Source organism: Cryobacterium sp. MP_3.1 (genome assembly GCF_035984795.1).
GTDB classification, from domain to species: Bacteria; Actinomycetota; Actinomycetes; order Actinomycetales; family Microbacteriaceae; genus Cryobacterium; species Cryobacterium zongtaii.
The window spans coordinates 1-21,605 of the sequence record NZ_JAXCHV010000044.1 but is presented as its reverse complement, the minus strand read 5'-3'; the positions used below and the strand labels follow the sequence as shown (position 1 = coordinate 21,605).

At 66.6% G+C, this 21,605-nt stretch carries 18 protein-coding genes; 9 read left to right on the top strand and 9 right to left on the bottom strand.

Going from position 1 to position 21,605, the window contains the following annotated elements; genetic code table 11:
* A partial coding sequence (locus RCH12_RS17540; RefSeq protein WP_327017736.1) for an HNH endonuclease signature motif containing protein occupies positions 1–318 on the top strand: 318 nt, incomplete at its 5' end.
* Between the two features lie 45 nt (positions 319–363).
* Entirely contained in the window at positions 364–1,656 is a 1,293-nt protein-coding gene (locus RCH12_RS17535) for a GNAT family N-acetyltransferase (RefSeq protein ID WP_327017735.1), read from the top strand.
* A gap of 4 nt (positions 1,657–1,660) precedes the next feature.
* Here RCH12_RS17535 and RCH12_RS17530 read toward each other — a convergent pair whose 3' ends face one another.
* Both RCH12_RS17530 and RCH12_RS17525 read right to left on the bottom strand, forming a co-directional pair.
* Positions 1,661–2,194 (bottom strand): NUDIX domain-containing protein, encoded by a 534-nt coding sequence (locus RCH12_RS17530; protein ID WP_103430856.1) that lies wholly within the window; start codon positions 2,192–2,194, stop codon positions 1,661–1,663.
* Between the two features lie 130 nt (positions 2,195–2,324).
* Positions 2,325–3,074: an SDR family NAD(P)-dependent oxidoreductase gene (locus RCH12_RS17525; protein ID WP_327017734.1), complete on the bottom strand. Its 750-nt coding sequence runs from the start codon at positions 3,072–3,074 to the stop codon at positions 2,325–2,327.
* Between the two features lie 109 nt (positions 3,075–3,183).
* Here RCH12_RS17525 and RCH12_RS17520 point away from each other — a divergent pair, with 109 nt between their 5' ends.
* Positions 3,184–4,122 (top strand): AraC family transcriptional regulator, encoded by a 939-nt coding sequence (locus RCH12_RS17520; protein ID WP_327017733.1) that lies wholly within the window; start codon positions 3,184–3,186, stop codon positions 4,120–4,122.
* A 60-nt stretch (positions 4,123–4,182) separates the two neighbouring features.
* Here RCH12_RS17520 and RCH12_RS17515 read toward each other — a convergent pair whose 3' ends face one another.
* On the bottom strand, positions 4,183–5,403 hold the full coding sequence (locus RCH12_RS17515; protein ID WP_103430858.1) for an ROK family transcriptional regulator: 1,221 nt from the start codon (positions 5,401–5,403) through the stop codon (positions 4,183–4,185).
* Between the two features lie 129 nt (positions 5,404–5,532).
* Between RCH12_RS17515 and RCH12_RS17510 the strand changes: the two genes are divergently transcribed.
* From RCH12_RS17510 to RCH12_RS17495, 4 genes are all read left to right on the top strand, one after another.
* Entirely contained in the window at positions 5,533–6,798 is a 1,266-nt protein-coding gene (locus RCH12_RS17510; RefSeq protein WP_103430859.1) for an ABC transporter substrate-binding protein, read from the top strand.
* Positions 6,799–6,819: 21 nt separating this feature from the next.
* A complete protein-coding gene (locus RCH12_RS17505) occupies positions 6,820–7,707 on the top strand; it encodes a carbohydrate ABC transporter permease (RefSeq protein ID WP_327017732.1) in 888 nt (295 codons plus the stop codon).
* Positions 7,707–8,630 carry a carbohydrate ABC transporter permease gene (locus RCH12_RS17500; protein WP_165788000.1) on the top strand — a complete coding sequence of 308 codons (924 nt, stop codon included), beginning with the start codon at positions 7,707–7,709 and terminating at the stop codon, positions 8,628–8,630. Before RCH12_RS17505 ends, RCH12_RS17500 begins: the two co-directional genes overlap by 1 nt.
* A gap of 79 nt (positions 8,631–8,709) precedes the next feature.
* Positions 8,710–10,416, top strand: coding sequence for a glycoside hydrolase family 13 protein (locus tag RCH12_RS17495; RefSeq protein WP_327017731.1), 1,707 nt, complete (start codon positions 8,710–8,712; stop codon positions 10,414–10,416).
* On the opposite strand, the gene RCH12_RS17490 is transcribed toward RCH12_RS17495, so the two are convergent.
* From RCH12_RS17490 to RCH12_RS17470, 5 genes are all read right to left on the bottom strand, one after another.
* Entirely contained in the window at positions 10,401–11,246 is an 846-nt protein-coding gene (locus RCH12_RS17490; RefSeq protein ID WP_327017730.1) for a hypothetical protein, read from the bottom strand. The genes RCH12_RS17495 and RCH12_RS17490 overlap by 16 nt on opposite strands.
* 10 nt (positions 11,247–11,256) lie before the next feature.
* Complete coding sequence (locus tag RCH12_RS17485) at positions 11,257–12,294, bottom strand: ABC transporter permease (protein WP_207795476.1); 1,038 nt, start codon at positions 12,292–12,294, stop codon at positions 11,257–11,259.
* 26 nt (positions 12,295–12,320) lie between these two features.
* Complete coding sequence (locus RCH12_RS17480; protein ID WP_327017729.1) at positions 12,321–13,892, bottom strand: sugar ABC transporter ATP-binding protein; 1,572 nt, start codon at positions 13,890–13,892, stop codon at positions 12,321–12,323.
* Between the two features lie 113 nt (positions 13,893–14,005).
* Entirely contained in the window at positions 14,006–15,043 is a 1,038-nt protein-coding gene (locus RCH12_RS17475; RefSeq protein WP_207795477.1) for a substrate-binding domain-containing protein, read from the bottom strand.
* Between the two features lie 35 nt (positions 15,044–15,078).
* Positions 15,079–18,486: a tetratricopeptide repeat protein gene (locus RCH12_RS17470; RefSeq protein WP_327017728.1), complete on the bottom strand. Its 3,408-nt coding sequence runs from the start codon at positions 18,484–18,486 to the stop codon at positions 15,079–15,081.
* A gap of 90 nt (positions 18,487–18,576) precedes the next feature.
* On the opposite strand from RCH12_RS17470, the gene RCH12_RS17465 reads away from it, so the two are divergent.
* Together RCH12_RS17465 and RCH12_RS17460 are read left to right on the top strand one after the other, a co-directional pair.
* Entirely contained in the window at positions 18,577–19,443 is an 867-nt protein-coding gene (locus tag RCH12_RS17465; protein WP_327017727.1) for an AraC family transcriptional regulator, read from the top strand.
* A 300-nt stretch (positions 19,444–19,743) separates the two neighbouring features.
* Positions 19,744–20,052, top strand: coding sequence for an AraC family transcriptional regulator (locus RCH12_RS17460; protein ID WP_327017726.1), 309 nt, complete (start codon positions 19,744–19,746; stop codon positions 20,050–20,052).
* Positions 20,053–20,186: 134 nt separating this feature from the next.
* Here the strand turns inward: RCH12_RS17460 and RCH12_RS17455 are convergent, their stop codons facing one another.
* A complete protein-coding gene (locus RCH12_RS17455) occupies positions 20,187–21,383 on the bottom strand; it encodes a hypothetical protein (RefSeq protein WP_327017725.1) in 1,197 nt (398 codons plus the stop codon).
* Positions 21,384–21,605 lie beyond the last annotated feature (222 nt).

Here is a 21,605-nt window from a genome sequence, read left to right as displayed (position 1 = left end):
GATCACACCGACCCCTGGGCCGGTGGCGGCAACACCGACTGCGACAACCTCGCCCACCTCTGCGAACCCCACCACCGGCTCAAACACCTCAGCCAGTGGCGGGTGACCCAGGAACCCGGTGGGATCCTGGTCTGGACTTCCCCCGGGAAACGCAGCTACCGGACCGACCCGGCCAACCCGATGGGCCCACCCCGGCCACGGCCGCCGGTGATGGGGCCGAAAACCCGGAGGCGGCCCGCCGACGAGACCTACCTGATGCCCCGGCCGAGGCCGAGTCGGAAGCCGACCCCGCCGGTGCCCGAGAACCCGCCGTTCTAAGCGGTCACCGAATGACCCAAGGCTGGTATCCCTAGACTCGGATCCATGTCCTTGATCAATGCAGATTACGAGATCCGTCGGTTTGAGCCGGCAGCCCCAGGCGAGCCCGGATACCCCGAAGCGACAGCCTGGGACAGCGCAGTCTCGTTCGGGTTCCATGAGGAGCGCAGCAGCGACGAGCGGGTGCAGGAGTCCATCGCCAGGAGCCGTGTGGACGGCGCCGTATACACGGGCGCCTACCAAACCGGCCAGCCGGCCCCGCACTCGCTGGGCAGCGATGTGCCGGTGGCCACGTTCGGTACCCAGCCGAGCACGCTCAACATCGGGTTCGGCAGGTTGCTGGATGCGCATCTGATCACCGGCGTGACAGTGCGCACCTCCCACCGCCGTCGCGGGCTGCTCCGCCGCATGATGACCGAAGACCTCACCCTGGCCAAGGGCAACGGCATCGCGATCGCTGCCCTCACCGCGTCTGAGGCGTCGATCTATGGCCGTTTCGGTTTCGGTGTGGCCACTTCGGAGCAGAGCATCACGGTGGATACCAGCGCCAAGTTCCGGCTCGATCACCCGCCGGTGGGGACCGTGGAGGTCGCCGACCCCAAGGTCCTTCTCGAGCTGGCGCCACAGGTCTTCGCCCGGCTGCACGGCGAACAGCCGGGGTCCATCGGACGTCAGGAGTTCTACCGCCAGCTGGCTGCCGGGGCGACGAGCCGCGAGGGCGGCCCCGATGCCAAGGTGAAGGCGGCCCTGCACTACGCGCCCGACGGTTCGGTCGACGGCTACGTCTCGTACCGATTCGGCGGCTGGGACAAGACGCCCGCGACGATGGAGATTGTGGATCTGGTGGCCGCCACCCCGGCGGGCTACCTGGAGCTCTGGCAGTATCTGGCGGCCATCGATCTGGTGGAGCGCGTCACCTGGAACGAGGCGCCGGCGGACAACCCGCTCACTTGGGCCTTGACTGATCCGCGATGTGTGTCTGCGACGAACCCGCGGGACCTGCTCTGGTTGCGCATCCTCGATGTGCGCCAGGCCCTCGAAGCGCGCCATTTCGCCACCGACGGCGCCGTGGTGCTGAGAGTCACCGACGGGCTGGGTCTCACGGCGGGCACCTTCGCACTGGAGGTGCAGGGCGGTACGGCGCGGGTCACCGAATCAGCCTCGGCGCCCGACCTGGAACTGGACATCGCCGCGCTCTCCTCGATCTACCTGGGCGCGGTGAACCCCGTGTCGCTGGCGGCGGCGAACAAGGTGCGCGAACACACGTCGGGTGCAGCGTTCCTGGCCGCCAGACTCTTCGCCGTCGAGCGGCCCGCCCACTGCCTGACGCACTTCTAGCGGGTCAAGCCTGCCGGTCAAGCAGCACGTAGGTGTAGGCCGCGATGGTCGCCGCATCCACGATGTCGCCCGTTCGGATCATGCGCCGGAAGTCGTCTTCGCTGAACCAACGGTGCACCATGTCCTGCTCGGTGACCTCCCGCTCCGGCGGGCCGGGGGTCAGCTCGGTGGCCAGATACAGGTCGCAGCCCTGGCTGCTGTGCCCGTAGGCGCTGTAGAAGTGCGCCAGGTGTCGCACCTCGCCGGCGCGCATCCCGGTCTCCTCCTGCAGCTCGGCGCGGGCCAGGTCCTCCTGGCTGCCGTCGTTCTCACCCGGCCAGGAGCCTTGCGGGAACTCCCAGGCCCGCCGCCCCACGGTGTACCGGAACTGCTCGACCAGCCAGAACCCGCCGTCGACATACGGCACCACGATGGCAAAATCGGGCTTGTCGATGACGCCATAAATGCCCTGCGATCCGTCCGGGCGGCGCACGATGTCTTCGCGCACGGTCATCCAGGCGTTGCGGTACACCTCACGGGTTGAAACGGCTTCAGTCATGGGGCCATTCTCTCGGGTTCCTCGAACGACCCATAACGAGGCAGGCCAACCGGGCGCGGCTGGGCGGGCTCGAACAAGCGGATGCGGACCCGGGCAGCCGCACCCGGATCCGCCTTCGGCCCGAAGGGCGCTACCAGGCGACGGGTCCCTGAACGTCGGTGAACGTGCCGGTAGGGCCATCCGCATCGATCGTGGCCATGCGCACGGCCGATCGTGCGCCCTCGGCGGGGGTGAGCACGCCGCGGTGGTTGTTCAGGTCGGTCGCGACGAAGCCCGGACAGACGGCATTGACCAGGATGCGCTCGGCGACGAGGGCCCGGGCATACATCATGGTGACAGCGGTCAGCGCGGTCTTGGAGGGTACGTAGCCGAGGGCGATGGGATCGGTGTTCGCGAAGTCGGAAATCGCGGCCAGCGAGCCCGCGCGGCTGGACACGTTGACGATTCGCGGGGCCGTCGACAGGCGCAACAACGGCAGGAACGCGCTGGTGACGGTGATGACACCGAACACGTTCGTCTCGAAGACGTAGCGCACATGGTCGAGATCGGCGGTTTGAGGCATCTGGCCGGCGAAGTCCGCGCCGGGCCGGTGGCTGATGCCGGCGTTGTTGATCAGCGCGTCGAGGCGCCCGAACCTGCTCTGGATCGTCTCGGCTGCCGCCTGGACCGAGGTCGGGTCGGTGACGTCAAGGGCAACCGCGGTGACGTCGCCGCCGGCGGCACGCAGCTGGGCAGCGGCAGCTTCACCGCGTTCGAGGCTCCGGGCGCCGATGACCACGGTGTGGCCGAGGTGGGCGAGCTGGGCGGCGATTTCGCGCCCGATTCCTTTGTTGGCGCCGGTGACGAGGGTGATCATGGGGGTGGGCATGGGGTGGGTCATGGGTACTCCTTCAGTGCCGAAGCGATTTGTACGGCACAGCCCAGCCTGACGACCGGATGCTGGATTTGGAATAACGTGATGTCCGGTTTATTTGCCCTATAGTTCGGATATGGCGACCGACCGGCTCTCAGACATTCTCGATCTCATCGAGGTGAGGAGCGTGGTGTCGGGTGGTTCGGCCGTGCGCGGCCGCTGGCAGACCCGCAATAACATTGACGACGACCTCAAGTTCATCGCGGTGGTGCGGGGCCGAGCGCGGTTGACGACCGACGGCCTGACCGCGCCTCTCGAGCTCAACGCGGGCGATGTCGTGATCCTGAACGGGCGGTCGTGGCTGGCGCTCGAGGGCGGGGTCGGCGACGGCGAACCCATTCAGGTGCAACCGCCGTCGGCGGGCTCGGTGATGTCTGCCGAAGACGCGAATGCGGATGGTGCGGACGTGCTCATCGGTGGGCGCGTGGACCTGAACCCCACCGGGCGGGAGTTGCTCCTGCGTGCGTTACCGCCGGTTCTGCACGTCGGTCTGGCGAGCCCCGTCGGCGCTGCGCTGCGCGGCCACATCCAACGATTGTTCGAAGAGATCATGGCCGACCGCGTCGGGTCCGACTTCGCGATCCGCCAGTACGGCCAGCTGCTCCTGCTCGACGTCATCCGCGGGTATCTGCACGACCCCGACATGCCAGCCGGCTGGTTGAAGGTGCTCACCGACGAACGCCTTCGGCCGGCTCTCGCGCTCATCCACGAGCAACCCGCCAAGGGCTGGAGCCTGGAGGACCTGGCCAGGGCCGCCTCGATGTCTCGCACCACGTTCGCAGGGCGATTCCGCGACGCTGCGGGCACACCTCCACTGTCGTACCTGATCAACTGGCGGATGCTGCTGGCTCAGCGTGAACTCCGAACCTCGGACACTCAGATTCGTGCGCTCGCCCTTCAGCTCGGCTATTCGTCCGAAAGCGCGTTCAGCACCGCCTTCAAGCGTCGCGTCGGCGAATCTCCGCTGAGCTATCGCTCACGCGCCCGCACCCTGAAGGCCTCTGAAACAACGTAGTGGGCGCCGAGAAAGCGGCAATTCTCCCGGGCTCCCGTCACGGTCGACAGCGATCAGGGATCAGCTGGCCGCTTCGCGCCAGCGCAGCTCCTCGGCGCTGAGCCTAAGGACGTCCGTTCGGGCCGCCTCGAGCGCAGCCGACACCGCTCCGGTGGCGACCGCGGATGCGCCGAGCAAGGATTGCCTCAGATCGGGCGCGGGAAGGTCCAATTCGGTTGGCAACCGAGCACGCGCCACCTCGATCACCTCGGCGAGTCCATCCGCTACCGCCCCCGACACGATCACCCGTTCGGGATCGTAGAGGCTACCGAAGACCGCCGTGACACGAGCCAGCAAGGCTCCCGCACGTTCAACCAGACCTCTCGACCACGGGTCCCCCTGCCGGGCCAGATCCAGGACGGCGCGACCCGTGAGCTGCTCGGTGGGAATGTCGGTCAGCGGATGCCCCGGCGGGATGTGGCCGGAGGTTGCAGCCTGCACCACCCAGTCGGTGAGCTTCAGGCCGATTCCCGCAGCCGACTCGACGCCGAACACGAAGTCGAACGCCTTCATCTCACCGACGCCGCCGTGCGCGCCTCTCAGCAGATGCCCGTCGACGACCACGCCGGCGCCCAAGCGGTCACCGGCCAGCAAAACCACAAAGTTCTCCAGCCCGACGGCAGCTCCAGTCGCACCCTCGGCCACTGCGGCAAGGGACGCATCGTTCTCAACCCTCACGATCGGCACCCATTCCTCGAGCAGCTCGCGCAGGTCCGGGTTCATTCGACGCCAGAAGCCCTCACGCTGCTCGGGCGACCTGCCGTGAGAGTCCACCGGCGACGGAACTCCGACACAGGCGGCGAGCACTTCGGCGCGGGAACGACCCGCAGCAATCAAAGCCGAGTCGATGGCGGCGACCACGGCGGCTCGGCGCTCCTGGGTGCCCTCATTCGCGGCGGTCAGCTCAGTGGTTTCCTGGGCGAGTGGCACACCGCGAAGGTCGGCCACTGTCGTGGTGAGATGCGATCGGCCCGCATCCATGCCGATGACAACGGCGGCCTCGGGCCTCAGCTCGAATCGGCGCGCTGGCCGCCCCTTGCTGTACTGGCCGACGGCGCGGGAGTTGGGTAATTCGCGAAGCAGGCCGAAGTTGATGAGCTCGTCGAGCGCCGCGATGGCCGTCGACCGGGTCAGCCCGGTCGCCTCCATGGCGTCGGTGCTGACGAAGGCGCCGGCGGCCCAGGCGAAGTCGAGCATCGCGTGCAGGCTGGCGCGTGACTCCGGGACGACGGCGTTCAACATGGCGAAAAACCTCTTGACTCTCATATTCCTTTGTTGCATTATTGTGGCAGTCCTATTGATTTGATAGCTAAATCTAATAGTCCAACTAATCGAATGATGACCAATGACGGTTTTTGAAAGGACGATGACGTGGACCGAACCACTCGCCGCACACCCAGGGTGCTCGCTGCTTCCCTTGGTCTGCTGCTGGCTGGGGCAACGCTCACAGGCTGCGCGCCAGGCGATGCACCCGAGACCGTGAGCTTTCACCTCACGAAGCCCGAAGCGATCCCGTACTTCCGGGAACTGATCAAGGAATACAACGCCTCGCAGGATGACGTCGAGGTCATCCTCGACGCGTCGTCGAACCTGCAGGCCGGCTTCCTCCGCGGCAACCCGCCCGACCTGGGTCTGCTCAACTACAACATGGAGATGGCCCGCTTCATGGAACGTGGCGCCCTGAGCGACCTGTCCGACATGCCAGAAGCGGAGCGCATCCTTCCCGAGGTTCAAGACCTCGTCGGCCAGTACGCCACCTACCCGGGTCGCACCAGTGTTCTGCCGTATTCCGTGATGGCGGCATCCGTCATCTACAACACCGAGATGTTCGAGCAACAGGGACTCGAGGTCCCCGAGACCTATGACGAGCTGATCGCCGTGTGCGACCAGCTCAAGGCCGCGGGGATCACCCCGTTCTACGGCACCTTCAAGGATCCGTGGACCGTGGCGCAGGGCTGGTTCGACTACACCGTCGGTGGCGAGGTCGACGTGGCCGACTTCTACGAGGAGATGAACGAGCTCGGTACCGAGGTCGGTCCAGAGTCGCCGGTCTCGTTCCAGAAGACACTCGCCGACCCCGTCGACCGGATGAAGCTCCTTATCGACAATTACGCCAACGCGAATGCGGCGAGCAAGGGCTACGGCGACGGCAACCTCGCCTTCGCCAAGGGAGAAGCGGCGATGTACCTGCAGGGACCGTGGGCCCTCGGCGAGATCGCGAAGACGTCCCCCGACCTGGAACTCGGAACCTTCCCCCTGCCGATGACGGACGACCCCGAAGACCTTCAGGTGCGGGTGAACATCGACCTCGCGGCCTGGATCCCCGAGGCGTCGGAGCATCAGGAAGCCGCCCGCGAGTTCCTCAGCTATCTCTTTCAGCAGGACGTGATGGATGCCTACAACTCGGCTCAACTCGGCTACGGCACTACGACCGATGCCGCGCCGGTCACCGACCCGCGCATCGTCGGCATGAAGGAGTACTACGAGGCCGCCGACTTCTACCAGGGAGCGTCACGAGCGATCCCACTCACCATTCCCACGGAGAACTACCTGCAGGGCATCGCCCTGGGCAGCAGCGTGGAGAGCACCCTCAAAACCCTCGACGCCGACTGGGCGCGACTAGCGCTCCGCCGCTAGCCGACAGATAAGGAACTGGCCATGACAACGACGACTGTGCCCCGGCGTCCGAGGCGCAAGGTTGAAGGCATCTACTACGCCTTTCTGGTGCCGAGCCTTCTGCTCTTCACTCTCGCCATCACGGTGCCGGCCATCATCGGCATCTTCTTCAGCTTCACCAACTCGATCGGTTTCGGCGAGTGGGAGATCGTTGGGCTGATCAACTACATCGCGATGTTCTCCGACCCCGCCATCCTGTCGAGCTACCTCTTCACCTTCGGCTTCGCCGCCGTCACCGTGGTGCTCGTGAATGCGATCGCTTTTCTCCTCGCGGTCGGCTTGACGGCGAAGATCAGGCTGAAGACAGCGCTCCGTGCGGTGTTCGTGATCCCCATGGTGGTGTCTGGCATCATCATCGCCTACGTCTTCAACTTCCTCTTCTCCAATTCGCTCCCGGCGTTCGGGCAGGCGACCGGAATCGGCGTCCTGAGCGAGAGCATCCTCGCCAACCCGGACCTGGCCTGGATCGGCATCGTCATCGTCACCGCCTGGCAGGCAATCCCAGGGACACTCCTCATCTACATCGCCGGGCTCCTGGCCGTGCCGGGGGACGTCTACGAGGCGGCCGATCTGGACGGCGCGAGTAAGTGGCAGCAGCTGCTGCGGATCACGCTCCCGCTGGTGGTCGGCTACGTGATCATCAACGTGCTGCTTGGCTTCAAGAACTTCCTCAATGCCTACGACGTCATCGTCGGTCTCACCAACGGCGGTCCCGGCACCGCCACCCGAAGCATCCCGATGACAATCGTCACGGGCTTCACCGGAGGCGACTACGCCTACCAGATGGCCAACGCAACGATGTTCTTCGTCATCGTCGTGGTGATCTCACTGCTCCAGCTCCGGATCACTCGTGGAAGGAACGCAATCTAATGTCGACGCAGCCTGCCCTCATCGCCGAGGGCATCGAAGCCACCGCAACACTCGAGGACGGCAAGGCGCGACGCAGACCCGCCTCGGCCGTGCGGAGTCGCGGCAACAAGCCCAGCATGTCCCTCATGATCGTGCTGCTGCTGTGCGCCATCACGGTCGTCGTTCCGCTCTACGTGACCGTCTCGATGGCGTTCAAAACCCAGGCCCAGGCTGTGGACGGCAACGCCTTCTCGCTGCCCGCCCCGTTCAGCGTGGACGGATTCGTCACCGCGTGGAACCTCACGAACTTCCCCGCGGCATTCGGCGTCTCCGTGGTCGTCACGGCGGGAACAGTCATCGGAACCGTCCTGCTCGGCGCCCTGGCGTCGTACGCGATCTCGCGCAACTGGGACCGCAAGCTGTTTCGCTATTCGTTCTTCTACCTGCTTGCGGCGATGTTCATTCCGTTCCCGGTGGTGGCGCTTCCGCAGATTCAGTTGACCGGGTTGCTCGGGCTCGACAACCCCGTCGGGGTCACGATCCTGCACATCATGTTCCAGCTGAGCTTCAGCATCCTGTTGTTCACGGCCTTCCTCCGCTCGATCCCGTCCGAACTGGAAGAAAGCGCTCGCCTCGACGGCGCGACCACCTGGCAGACCTTCTGGCGACTGATCTTCCCCCTGCTGGCACCGATGAGCGCCACGGTCGGTATCTTCGCCTTCCTGGCCTCGTGGAACGACTTCATGATGCCGTCGCTGATCACCTCCAACCCCGCGCTGCAGACGCTGCCCGTGGTGCAGAGCATCTTCCAGACCCAGTTCAGCAACAACTACAACGTCTCCTTCGCCTCGTACCTGATGGCGATGGCGCCCGCCATCATCGTCTACCTCTTCACCCAGCGTTGGGTGATGGAAGGCGTCACGCAGGGCGCGGTGAAGGGCTGACGCCCGTCCCGAATTCCCACCCCGCCAGGACCACCCCTACCGCTTCAGCCCTACCCAACCTCGACCACAAGGAGAACCCGTGAGCATTGTCGACGTCGCTCAGGCGCCTGCCCAGCATCCGATCAGCGAGCCGGCACCCTGGTGGCGCCAGGCCGCGGTTTACCAGATCTATCCCCGTAGCTTTTCCGACGCCAACGGCGACGGTCTGGGTGACCTTCCCGGCATCACCTCGAAGGCCGACTACCTGCACGACCTCGGCATTGATGCGGTGTGGCTGAGTCCGTTCTACCCGTCGGCGCTGGCTGACGGCGGATACGACGTGGCTGATTACCGCAACGTCGATCCGCGACTCGGCACCCTGACTGACTTCGACGCGATGCTCGACGCCCTGCACACGCGCGGCATTCGAGTCGTCGTCGACATCGTGCCCAATCACACCTCGGACCAGCACGCCTGGTTCCAGGAAGCGCTCGCCTCCGGTCGAGGGTCGTCTGCGCGGGAACGCTACATCTTCCGCGAGGGCAGCGGGCCGGATGGCGCGCTGCCGCCCACTGACTGGGTCGCAGCCTTCGGGGGCTCATCGTGGGAACGGGTTGCCGACGGCCAGTGGTACCTGCACAACTTCGCCATCGAGCAGCCCGACCTCAACTGGTCCAACCCCGAGGTGCGCGCCGACTTCCTGACAACCCTGCGGTTCTGGTCGGACCGCGGAGTCGACGGTTTCAGGATCGACGTGGCCCACATGCTCACCAAGGACCTCACCGAGCCGCTGCCGTCGCAAGCCCAGTTGGATGCTCTCCCCCGGGACGGCAGGCATCCGATGGTGGACCGGGACGACGTGCACGAGGTCTACGCCGAGTGGCGCCAGGTGTTCAATTCCTACGACCCGCCGCGCACGGCGGTGGCGGAGGCCTGGGTGGACAAGGCGCGGGTGCCGCTCTACGCCAGCCCCGATGGCCTGGGCCAGGCCTTCAACTTCGACCTGCTCGAAGCCGACTTCGACGCCGGCCAGTTCGAGACCGTGGTGCGCGACAACCTCACCCTGGCGGAAATGTCAGGCTCGTCGAGCACCTGGGTGCTGTCGAACCACGACGTCGTGCGGCATGCGACCCGTTACGGACTTCCGCAGCCTGCACGGGACGATACCGGGCGTCCGGCACGCAAGCACGGCGCCGACTGGGTGATCTCCGGCGGGGTGACGCCGGTGCTCGATCGTCCGGCCGGCGAGCGGCGAGCGCGCGCCGCGACCCTGTTCATGTTGGGCCTGCCCGGCTCCAGCTACCTGTACCAGGGCGAGGAACTCGGGCTCCACGAGGTCGCGGAGATCCCGGCGGGCGACCGGCAGGACCCCACGTTCTTCCGCAGCGCCGGCACCGACCTCGGCCGCGACGGCTGCCGCGTTCCCCTGCCGTGGGAAACCGGCAACGACGGTGGTTCGGCGTTCGGCTTCGGCACCGGCGGGTCGCACCTGCCGCAACCGGCGTGGTTCGGGGACTACTCCGTTGCCGCACAGAGCACAGATCCCTTGTCGTCACTCGAGTTGTACCGCAGCGCCCTCTCGCTGCGGCGCACGCTGCAGACCGGTGAGCACCTGGAGTGGATCCCCACGGGGCGCTCGGACGTGCTGCGCTACCGGCGGCCCAACGGTTGGGAGATCGTGACCAACTTCGGGACTGAGCCGTACGCGGTCGATCGATCAGATGTGCTGCTTACCAGCCGCGAGCTCGAGGCGGGCACGCTGCCGGGCGAAGCCACGGTGTGGCTGGGTGGTCACGGGATGGAGTGACCCCGGCGGCCGGTCCGGGTCGGCGCTGTCAGCTGCAGCCACCAACGAAACGGGTGACCAGGCTCAAGCGTGCGGATGCGGCCCTCGTCCATGGCGAGGGCCGCGGAGTCCCCGAACGCGGTAGAAGGCTCGATCGCCACGACGGGTGTGTCGGTGAATTCACCGCCGTCCCAGTACAGGCCGAGATACGGCAGCAACTCGGGGTCCCAGGTCAGCGTGAGGTTGTCGCCGTTGCGGTGCACGACCGACGCGCTCGACTGTGGCTCCGCAGCGAAGGCCTTGATCGCGGCAGCCCCCACCGCGTGCGGCCAGTCCCGCCGCACCCGGTCGCGCGGATACTCCTCGATGAGCGCGGGGGCCGGCCCTGGCAGAACGATGCGGGTTCCGGCATCCGCCGCGAAGAGCGGATGCGCGCACCAAGCCAGCGGCACCGGCTCGGGCCCGTCGGTGCTCGCCGCCCACGACAGCCGGATGCCCGTAGCCGTTGCGACCACCCGACGTGTGAGTGTGATCGGCAGGCTGGCCAGCCGCACACTGGTCTGCACGTGGGTGTCGTCGCTGGAGTCGAGCGCCCACACGCTTTGCCAGGCGTCGCCGTGGTCGGCGAGCACTGTGCCGGTGAATGCACTGCCGTCGCTCAGCACACAGGCAGCGACGGTGGGAACAACCTCGTCCCACCCGCCGCTCCCAGGCTGTACGAACACCCCCGGCGACCGGGGGCCGCTGGGGGCGAGCCACTCCCGACCGCCGGAGGTGAGACTGGTGATGCGGGCGCCGTCGGCGGCATCGATCTGAACGGCAATGCCGCCGCCGCCCTGCACCGTGAGCATCAGGAGGGCATCAGCCGGGCAGGCCGATGCGGCGTTCGCCCGAACGCAGCTGCTGGATCACCACGGCCAGCACCAACAGGCCGCCCTTGGCCACGTTCTGCCAGAACGAGTTGACCCCGAGCAGCGTCATGCCATTGGTGAGAATACCGAGCAGAATCACGGCCAGGATGGTGCCGGCGATCGTGCCCTTGCCGCCCTTGAGTGCCGCGCCACCAAGAGCGGCGGCCGTGATGGCCTCGAGTTCGAGCCCCTCGGAGCCGGAGACCGGCTGCCCCGACCCGGTGCGAGCGGTGATCAGCACTCCGGCGATGGCCGCAACGGCACCCGTGGCCACGTAGACACCGATGAGGTACCGGTTGATGTTGATGCCGGCCAGCCGGGAGGCGATGTCGTTGCCGCCGACGGCGTAGATGTTGCGACCGATGCTCGTGTAGCGCAGCACCACGTGGGCGAGCAGGGCGATGATCACGAGCACCAGGATCAGCGTGGGCACGCCGAGGATGGAGCCGCGCGCGAGGAAAACGAAGAAACCGTCGGCGCCGGTGTAGCCCTGGGCGCGGCCGTCGGAGATCAGCTGCGCCACACCCTTGTAGGCGGCGAGGGTGGCCAGCGTCGCGATCACCGGGTTGACCCGGCCGAACACGATGATGCAGCCGTTGAGCAGGCCGCAGAGCATGCCGATGCCCACCGCGCCGACCACGCCGAGAAACGGCCCGGTGGCGGTGAAGATCATCGCCGACGACACCGAGGTGAGCCCGGCGATCGAGCCCACCGAGATGTCCAGGGCGCCCATGATGATCACGATGGTCTGCACCACGGCAAGCAGCCCGGAGATGGCGATAGCGGTGCCGATCACCCGAAGGTTGCCGACGGTGAAGAACAGCGGGTTCTGGCTGCCGATCACGGCCACGACCAGGGCGATGGCCATGAGCAGGGAGATGTTCTGCACTCCCACGACCTCCAGCACCCGGCGGAAGGCGTTCGGCCGGGCGCCAGTGTCGAGGGGAGGCTGCGACCGCAGTGTCGCGGTGGACTGTGTTGTGGGCACCGGAGTGCTCCTTTCCAGGGGGCTGCTCATGAGTGGGAAGTTGTGAGATCGGGATCGGCGGCAGATTCGTCCATGGCGAGTGCCAGGATCTGCTCTTCGGTGACGCTGTCGCGCGCGAGTTCCCCGGTGATGCGTCCGCCGGCCATGACGTAGATGCGGTCAGAGAGCCCGATCACCTCGGGCAGTTCACTCGAGACCACGAGCACGGCAACTCCGGCCTGGGCCAGTTCGTCGATGATCGCGTAGATCTCCGATTTGGCACCCACGTCGACGCCGCGGGTGGGTTCGTCGAGCACCAAGAGCCGCGGATGCGTGGCCAGCCAGCGGGCCAGCACCACCTTCTGCTGGTTGCCGCCCGAGAGGTTGCCCACCAACTGTTCGCTCGAGGGGGTGCGGATGCCCAGCCGCTCGATGTACTCGGCGGCGAGAGCCTTCTCGTCGGCGGTGCGCACGAAGATCCAGCGGCTCAGGCTGCGCAACCGGGCGAGCGCCACGTTATCGCGCACCGAGCGCTTGAGCAGCAGGGCCTCGGCCTTGCGTTCCTCGGGGGCGAAGCCGATGCCGGCCGAGATCGCGTCGGCCGGGGCCTTGAAACTCATGGCGGTGCCGCCCATGAGAAGCTCCCCGCTGTCGATGCGAAGATCGCCCACGATGGTCTTCATCAACTCGCTCCGGCCGGCGCCGACCAGGCCGGAGACGCCGACGACCTCGCCGGCCTTCACCTCGAGGTGGATGTCGGTGACGTGCGCATTGCTGACACCGCGGAGTTCCAGCACGGTTGCGCCGGGAACCACGGGATCGCGGTGGAAGAACTGGGACAGGTCGCGGCCCACCATCATCCGCACCAGGTCGTCGTGGTCGGTGTCCGCGGTCGACTTGGTGCCCACGAACTTGCCGTCGCGCAGCACGGTGATGTTGTCGGAGAGTTCGAAGATCTCCTGCATGCGGTGCGACACGTACCCGATGGCCACGCCCTCGTCACGCAGCTGGCGGATGAGCCGGAACAGGATCACAACCTCTTCGTCGCCGAGCGAAGAGGTGGGTTCGTCGAAGCAGATCACCGAGGGGCTGTCGACCAGAGCCCGCATGATCTCCACGATCTGGCGTTGGGCGGGCGAGAGGGCGCTGCCCAGGGTCTCGGGGCGGATCACCTTCTCGAAGCCGTACCGACGCAGGTCGTCCTCAGCGCGGGCGAACAGTGCGGCCCGGTTGAAGATCAGGCCCTGCCGGCCGAGTGCTCCCACGTAGATGTTCTCGGCCACGGAGACGTGCAGCAGCACCTCGGGCTCCTGGGCGATGACGCGGAGGCCCGCCAGCCGGGACTGCCGGGGATCGGTGAAGCGCACCTCGGTGCCGGCCAGGGTGAGCGTGCCGGCATCCGGCTGCAGGTCGCCGGTGAGGATCTTGAGCAGGGTGGACTTGCCGGCACCGTTCTCGCCCATCAGCGCGGTGACCTCGCCGGCACGCAGTTCGAGTTGCACGCCCTGCAGCGCACGCACCGGGCCGAAGCTCTTCTCGATGCCGGTGGCGCTGAGCATCACGGTGCCGGGCGGCGCCTGTTCTCGAGCGGATGCTGCCTGCTCTGTTGTCTTGACCATGGCTGGGTGTGCCTTTCCGTAGCCGGGTGGCTGGGGTGCGGGAATTACGGGGCAGGGCGGGGAACGATGCGTCGCTCCCCGCCCCGATCACGCGATCGAGCGGAGCGTGCGGCCTAGGTGCAGACCACGCCCTTTTCTTCCCAGTTGTCGGCGTTCACGATCTCGGTGTTGGCGATCGACACGGGCGGCAGTGCGGTGCCGTCGCGCAGCAGGCCGACCATCGAGTTGATGGCGGCCTTGCCTACCTCGGCGCCGGAGATGAACAGCGACGCCTTGTTGCCGGTGTCCTGGCCGGCGGCCCAGTCCTTGCAGGTGAGGTACGCGCCCAGGCCCACGCCGATGATGTTGGCCGGGGCAACACCGGAGTTCTGCAGTGCGGTCACGACGCCGGTCTCGCTCTCGTCGTTGCAGCCCCAGACGACCCAGTTCTTGACGCCGGCGTTGGCGGTGATGATGGCGCCGGCCTTGTTCTGGGCATCCGTGGCGGAGTTGTCGGTACCGATGTCGACAATCTCGGGCATGTCGGAGACGGCGTCACCGAACGCGGCAGCGGCTCCCTCGACGCGCTGGGTGCACGCGGTGAGGTCCTGCTTGTAGGCGGAGATGATGCGGGTGTCGGCGGCGGTCCAGCCGGCCTCGGTGTAGAGGCGGGCGGCCTCGCCACCGACGAGTTCACCCATCGAGGTGCCGTCGAAGCCGGAGAACGGGGCCTCGGCGCCGCTGGCATCGGCGATCACGTCGTCCGATGCCATCAGCGGGATGCCTGCAGCCTTGGCGGCCTCGATCACCTGCGGGCCGATCTGCTGGTCGGGCACCACGATGACGATGCCGTCCACCTTCTGGGCGATCACGGAGTCGAGCTCGCTGATGGCCTTGTTCGAGTCGGTGCCGAGGTTGACCACCTTGATGTCCACGTCGCCGAGCTCGGCTGCGGCGGCCTTGGCACCGTCGGCCTGGTCGACGAAGTACTGCTGGTCGCCTTGCTTCTGCAGGTACGCGATGGTGAGCTTGCCGCTCTTGGGTCCGGCAGCGGCCGGTCCCTCGGCGGTCTCCATGCCCGACGAACAGGCGCTGAGCCCCACGATCGCGATCACCGCGACGGCGAGAGCGCCCATGCGGCGGCGCTGCCGAACTGCACTGGTTACGTTCATGCTGTTTTCCTTCTTCCCTTGGTGTCTCATCAGCGTCACTGCCGGTGAGGGGTGGTGGTCGCCGAAGCGGCCTGGGCGGTCGAACCCGCGGTGAGTTCGTCCAATCTGGTGCGCAGGGTGTGCACGTAGGTGTCGTGCACGCTCTGGGGGTCGTCGTGGAAGAGCAGCATCGCTGGCAGCGATGTCGCGAAGTAGTCGACGCGGGCCGGTGTGGCCGCGAGTTCGGTGAGGTAGTCGTCAAATTCGAGAATGAGCGTAGCGGCCGCGAGGTGGTCGCCGAGACGGCGCAGGGCACGAATCGAGAAGAGTGTCTGGTCGCTGAATCGGCGGGTAGTCATGTCTATGAAGTCGCCGGTGGCGTGCGCGGCCCGGGTCCAGGCCGCGCGAGCGCCCTCGTCGTCGCCCGCTGCAAGCAGCGCCTCGCCAAACAGCCAGTGCAGATCGGCCGAGTTGGCGAGCGGATGCCGGGCCTCGCCGAGCGATTCCGGGGGCGTGATCGCCGCGTGCACGTGCTCAAGCGCGGCGGTCGGGTCGCCGGCGTCGAGGGCAAGTTCGGCCAGTGCGGTGCAGGCGTTCTGCCAGGCCAGGAGCACCTGGCCTTCGCCGCCCTCCCAGGGCTGGAACACCCGGCCGAGCATGAGGTTGCGGGCCTCGTTGGAGCGGCCGACCGCGGTGAGCAGGCCGGCGTGCACCACGGTGAGATCGTCGCGGCGGCCGGCGAGCTGCCGGTGCGCCTCGAGCCGGTCGAGGCGCTCGGCGGGGGTGGCGCCGGTGCGGGCGAGCAGCTGGTCGTACTCGTAGAGCAGCTTGGCGTCCTGCGGCGCGTGGCCCACGGCGCTTTGGAAGTGTTCGAGGGCTGCGGCCGGGTCGCGCTGCACGTTGTAGGCGGCGATACCCAGGTTGCGGTGCACGAGCGCGGCGGCCTGGGCATCCGGAGCGTGCGCGGCGGCGGACTGCCACACGGTGATGGCGTCGGTGTAGCGCTTCTTGTCGTAATACCAGGAGCCCAGCAGCACTGCGGCGCGGGCGTCGGTGCCGTCGGCGCGGAGGGCGGCCTCGAGGGCGGCCACGTCGGCGAGCCGGGAGGGCAGGCAGTGCCGGGCGTCGGCAGCACGGGCATCCTGCCGGGCTGAGGCAGCATCGTCTGTGCGGCCGGCCGCGTCGAGCAGCCGGGCGCGGTGGTAGTGCGCGAGGGGCGCCACCTGCACCTGGCCGAGCGCGGTGTCGGTGGAGGCGGTCGCGGCGGCGGTCAGCAACTCGAGGGCGGTGTCGGTGTGCCCGGTCTCGGCGTACTCGAGAGCCACGTCGAGCAGGGTAGGCGCATCTGTGGACAGCTCGAGGCCGGCCAGGTGCCGGGTCCACTGGTCAAGCGGGTCGCGGGCCAGCTGCTGGGCGAGCACCCGGTCGGCATCGGCGATCGCGCCGCTGCCACGCAGGGTGAGGGCGAGCAGCGCGTTGGCCTGCAGGTGTTCGGGGTTGTGGCGCAGCAGTTCGAGCAGCGCGTCGCGGCTGGTGGCGTGGTCGCCTGCGCGAGCGTGCAGCCGGGCCAGCGCGTGGCCGGCGGGCACCCGCCAGGCGTCATTCCAGGTGGCCTTGGCCAGGTAATCCTTGGCCTCGGCGTCGCGGCCCTGGTGCACGAGGGTGATGCCGAGCCGGTAGTGCGCCTCACCGTCGGCGGGGTTGGGTACCCGGGCAAGCAGCCGGTCGATGGCGGTGCGCAGGTGCGCCTCGGCGTCGGTGTGCCGGCCGGCGCGTTCCCGCCGGGCGGCCAAGGCCATGTTGCAGCGCACGTCGCCGGGGTCGCGGCGCAGGGCCTCTTCCCAGTACGGCTCGGGTACGCGGGTGGCGTGCCGGTACTGGTCGAGGTACTGCCCGGTGTAGAACAGTTCGTCGATCGAGGCGATGCTGGCCGGGTCGGCCGGTTCGGTGGCCGGGGCGGGGGTCACGGTGTCCTCGGCGGGCTCGCGCGGTGTCCAGGTGACGAGCACGGTGTCACCGTCGCGCACGGAGAGAGTCAGTTCGCTGGCACGGTAGCCACCGTCGAGGCGCAGTTCGTGCCGGTAGGCCTGGCCGGGGGCGAGATCGGCGGTGGCGGTGAAGACGGTGCGGCCGCCGGCATCCGTCAGTTCGATGGTGGCGTCTGCGACGACTCGGGTGGCCGCGACGCCGATCGCCACGGTGGTGCCGGCGTCTGCAGCAGCGGTCACGTCGAGCCGCACAGCGGCGTCGCGCGAGGCCTGGTGGGCGGCGCCGATGCGGGTGATCGGGTACCAGAACTGGCTGAAGGTCTTGGTCTCGCCGGGGGCGATGAAGCTGAAGTCGGGCTGGTTGTCGGTGAAGGCACCGGCCATCAGCTCCACGTAGGGGCCGTCGCCGTCGGTGAGGTTGCGGTCCCACGCCCAGCCGAACTCGGCGTTGCCCCAGGTCCACTGTTTCTTGCCCGGCGCCACGGTGTGGTCGGCCCAGTAGACGAAGCCGGCCTCGAGGCCGTGGTCGTAGCCGCCGAAGAAGTCGTCCTGAGTGGCCACGACCATATAGGAGGTGGGCACCGGGATGTTGCGGTACCAGTCGAGGCGGTCGCCGTCGGGGCGGTCGGCGGTGACCTGGGCGGGGTAGTCGACGCCGTAGTAGTGATCGTCGACGGCGGGGAAGGTGGCGACGGCGCGCTTGGCGTGGTCGGCGACGAACTCCACGTCGGTGGGGAAGAACGACTGGTAGTCGTCGTTGACCGCGGCGGCCACGTTGGCCCACCAGAGGAAGGTCTGGGTTTCGTCGGTGCGGTTGTAGAGCCGCACGCGGGCCTCGATCACCGAGCTGTCGGGGCGCAGGCGGATGCCGTGCATGCCCTTCATCCGGTTCATCGGATCGTGGTCGCTGCACCACACGGTGATGGCGCCGTCGGCTTCGCGTTCGATCTCCCAGTCGGTGGGCAGAAACGTGCCGGGCCGGTGGTGTTGCGGCCAGTTGAACTCGACGCCGCCCGAGATCCACGGGCCGGCCAGGCCCACCAGGGCGGGCTTGATCACGTTGTTGCGATAGAAGAAGTCGTAGTCGGCCACCTTGTCGTAGCCGATGTGGATGCGGCCGCCGAGCTGCGGCAGGATCACCAGGCGCACCCACTCGTTCTCGAGGTGGATCGCGTCCCAGGCGTACGGGCGCTTCTCCTGCTCGATGCGTTCGTGGAACGGCAGCGGGTAGACCTTGCCGGAGGAGCCCTGGTAGACCCGGTTCTCCAGGAAGGCCGGGTAGTCGTCCGGTTCCACTGGGAGGTAGGTATCGATGATCAGGGGCTCGGCCCAGGCCGCGACCTTGTCGCTGGCGAACTCCGCCGGAACGGGCGGCAGCTCAATCGTCGACTCCCCATCGGTGACCGTGGACTCGCCGTTGATGGGCGTAATCGCGAGGTCAGGGGTGGCGGGGAAGTCGTTCTCGGCGTTGAGCATGGTGCAACATTATGAGGCGCTTTCGCGGATGCGTAGGAGATTTCTCCGAGCTTTCTGGACGAAACGCTGATTTACCGTCACACTGGGCGGATGACGATCGCCGACGGTTTCCCGGGCCAGCGCATGCTCGTGCTCCCCCGCCCCCGGGTGCGGGAGGCCCTGCAGCAGCCCGGCACCTCCCACCTGGTGGTGACCGACTGCGGCTACTTCCCCGAGGCGCACTCGCACGGTCGGGTGCGCGCCACCCCGATCTCGCAGGCGGTGATCATCGTCTGCGCCAAGGGAGGCGGATGGTGCGAAACCCCGGCCGGCCGGTTCCCAGTCACCGCCGGCCAGGTGATCATCCTGCCGCCGGGGCATCCGCACTCATACGGCTCGAACGAAGACACCCCGTGGACGCTGTGGTGGCTGCACGTGACCGGCCGCGACCTGCCCGAGTTTCTCACCGCGGCCGGCATGACCCCGGATGCCCCGATCCGCACGCCGTCAGACGTGTACCGGGTGGTGGCGCTGATCGCCGAGGTGCTGCAGTCGATGGAGCGCGACACCACCACCGCGAGCCTGCTCGCTGCCGCCGGCGCCGCCTGGCACCTGATGGCCCTGCTCGCCTCCGACCGCTCCACCGGCGACGGCCGCTACGCCGCCATCGACCGCGCCGCCGAGTACCTGCGCACCCACATCGACGACCACGTGAGCGTCGCCGAACTCGCCGCCATGTCGCGCTTGAGCGGCTCCCACTTCGCCGCCCTCTTTAAGAGCCGCATTGGCTACCCCGCCCTGCAATACCAAACCCAGCTCCGGATGGCCCGGGCCCGCGAACTCCTGGACACGACCGACCAGTCCATAGCCGCGGTCGCCGCCGCCACCGGATACCCCGACAGCTTCTACTTCGCCCGCCAATTCAAGAAAGTGCACGGCGTGACGCCGTTTGGGTACCGCGGGCAGCGGAAAGGGTAGCCGGTTGATCAAGCGCCTCGAACCCCGTGCCGTGATTTACGGTACGCCTGCGGCGGTTGACAACGCTAGTCGTCAGTATCGGTGTCCGAACCGTGGCCGTTGAGAACTGCCCGGACCTCCTCCTCGAGGTTTAGATTGCCTTTTGCGCCAAGTTGATTCATGAACGCCTGGGCGTCGCGCGTTAGGTCGGCCCTCCCCGACCTGATTGAATTTGCGATGACCTTCGGCACGGCGTGCCGGCTGAGCTCGAAAGTCGCAATACCCGCAACGCCACGCCCGTCAAGTAGGAGTTTCAGCACGATGAGCGACGTGCACCTGCGCACCCACATCGACGACCATGTGAGCGTCGCTGAACTCGCCCCCATGTCGCGCCTGAGCGACTCTCACTTCGCCGACCACTTCAAGAGCCCTAGCGGCTACCCCGCCCTACAGACCCAGCGACGACTGGCCCGCAAACTCCTGGACACCACCGACCAGTCCATAGCTGCGGTCTCCGCCGACACCGGCTATCCCGACAGCTTGTACTTTGCTCGCCAGTTCAACAAGGTGCAAGGGGTGCGCCGTTCGCTACCATGGCAGCGACGAGCTGAGGCCCAGAGAGCGAAATGATGCGCTGTTCAGCGCTCTTCCCGCAAGGCGCAGCACCCACGACGCTGCCCCAATCGACAAACAGACGTCGCTCTCCTCACCAATTGGTACCGGAATCATTGAACGTCGCACGTTTGCCTCCAGGGCACCCATGCTCAGGACTTGAACGAGTCAAATTCCGGCGATCCGACGACTGCGGCAAGTAGCTTCTTCAGAGTACTCACCGGATCGTCTCCGTGGAGATCAGCCCACGAAACCCCATAGTAAGCAAGAGAATCGAGACTCACTCGAAATAGCGCACTCTCCCTGCTGACCACGCCAAGCTGTTCGAGTACTGCCAGAGTAGCGACAAAAACGGGATTTGTGCCGATGATGATCCGATCCATCTTGTCAGCGGATACGCTCGGCGCATCCTGCATGCTCGAACGGAACGAAGTGATGACGCGACGGAGACAGAGCAAGACCTGAGACACGGTGGCCTGGTCGATTCTCGGATCGCGTATTCCCATGTCGATCAGCATCGGCTTCCACTGGTGCCAGGCGTCAGGCCAGCTTATGGACAGGGCGCCAGCAGGAATTGCCGAGACACTCAGATCTCCGTCGTGGCGAACGGCGCCCGCAGAGATCATATTGAACGTCGTCCGTTTGCGGCGAATGGCCCCGAAAGCGGTCAAGGACTTAGCCTCGATCTCAAGTTCTTGAACGACGATTGACACCTCAGGACCGATGTCTATATTGCCTTCGTGCCCTCGCAGGATCAAGCTCTGGCTGGACACGAAAAGCAGACGGGCAAGCGGGCTCCGGAGAACCACGACACCTGAGAGATCCGTCACCTTGAACGCAAGGGACCCTTCTTCTGCACCGCTCTGAGGATCACCATGTAGAACCAAGACAGCAATCTCGTCACGGTGAAAGTAGACCGTGTGGCCAATGTCTGTGCCGAGTGCGAACGAGTGAATCGCGTCATCCACCAAGTCCTCGGGGATCGTTCCCAAGGCGGAGTCGCTCTCCACGCTCAACGAGTGGAGAAAATGCGCGAAGAAAGGGCCTGCCGGCGGCAAGGTCGACAAAAACTCCTGTCGGGAAGACGAATAGAGTCCGCTTATTGCGGATGATATTGCCCATGCACGCACATAATCCCGAAAAACCACGTTGGCGAAATGGTCGCCCTTGAGGAACGGGTGGTCGATTATGAAACTGGCGAGGTTGTCTTCGTATTTTGCACGATCACTTTCATCGAGGATGGCTGGAACGTCTAGGGTAATTCCGGATGTACCCGTCGCGCTCAGAAGGCGAGCAACCTGTTCATCACGCGCATAGAGGACATTTCGCTCTGCGCTTCCTTCAGCCATACCAAGACTGTCCCCGATGCGGCTTCTCACCTTCTCGTGCTCGCGGTCCAAAATTCGTTCGAGGATCGTCTGTAGCGACTCACCTCGGAGCATTCTCTGTCCCGACGGAATTCCAGCGTCAAGCTCGGGTTGCGTCCCCTTGAGTGGTGTAGTTCCGGGGTTTCGCTCGTTGGATTAACAACGTAGGAAACCACCGTGCGATGGTCAGTGAGAACCGTTCAA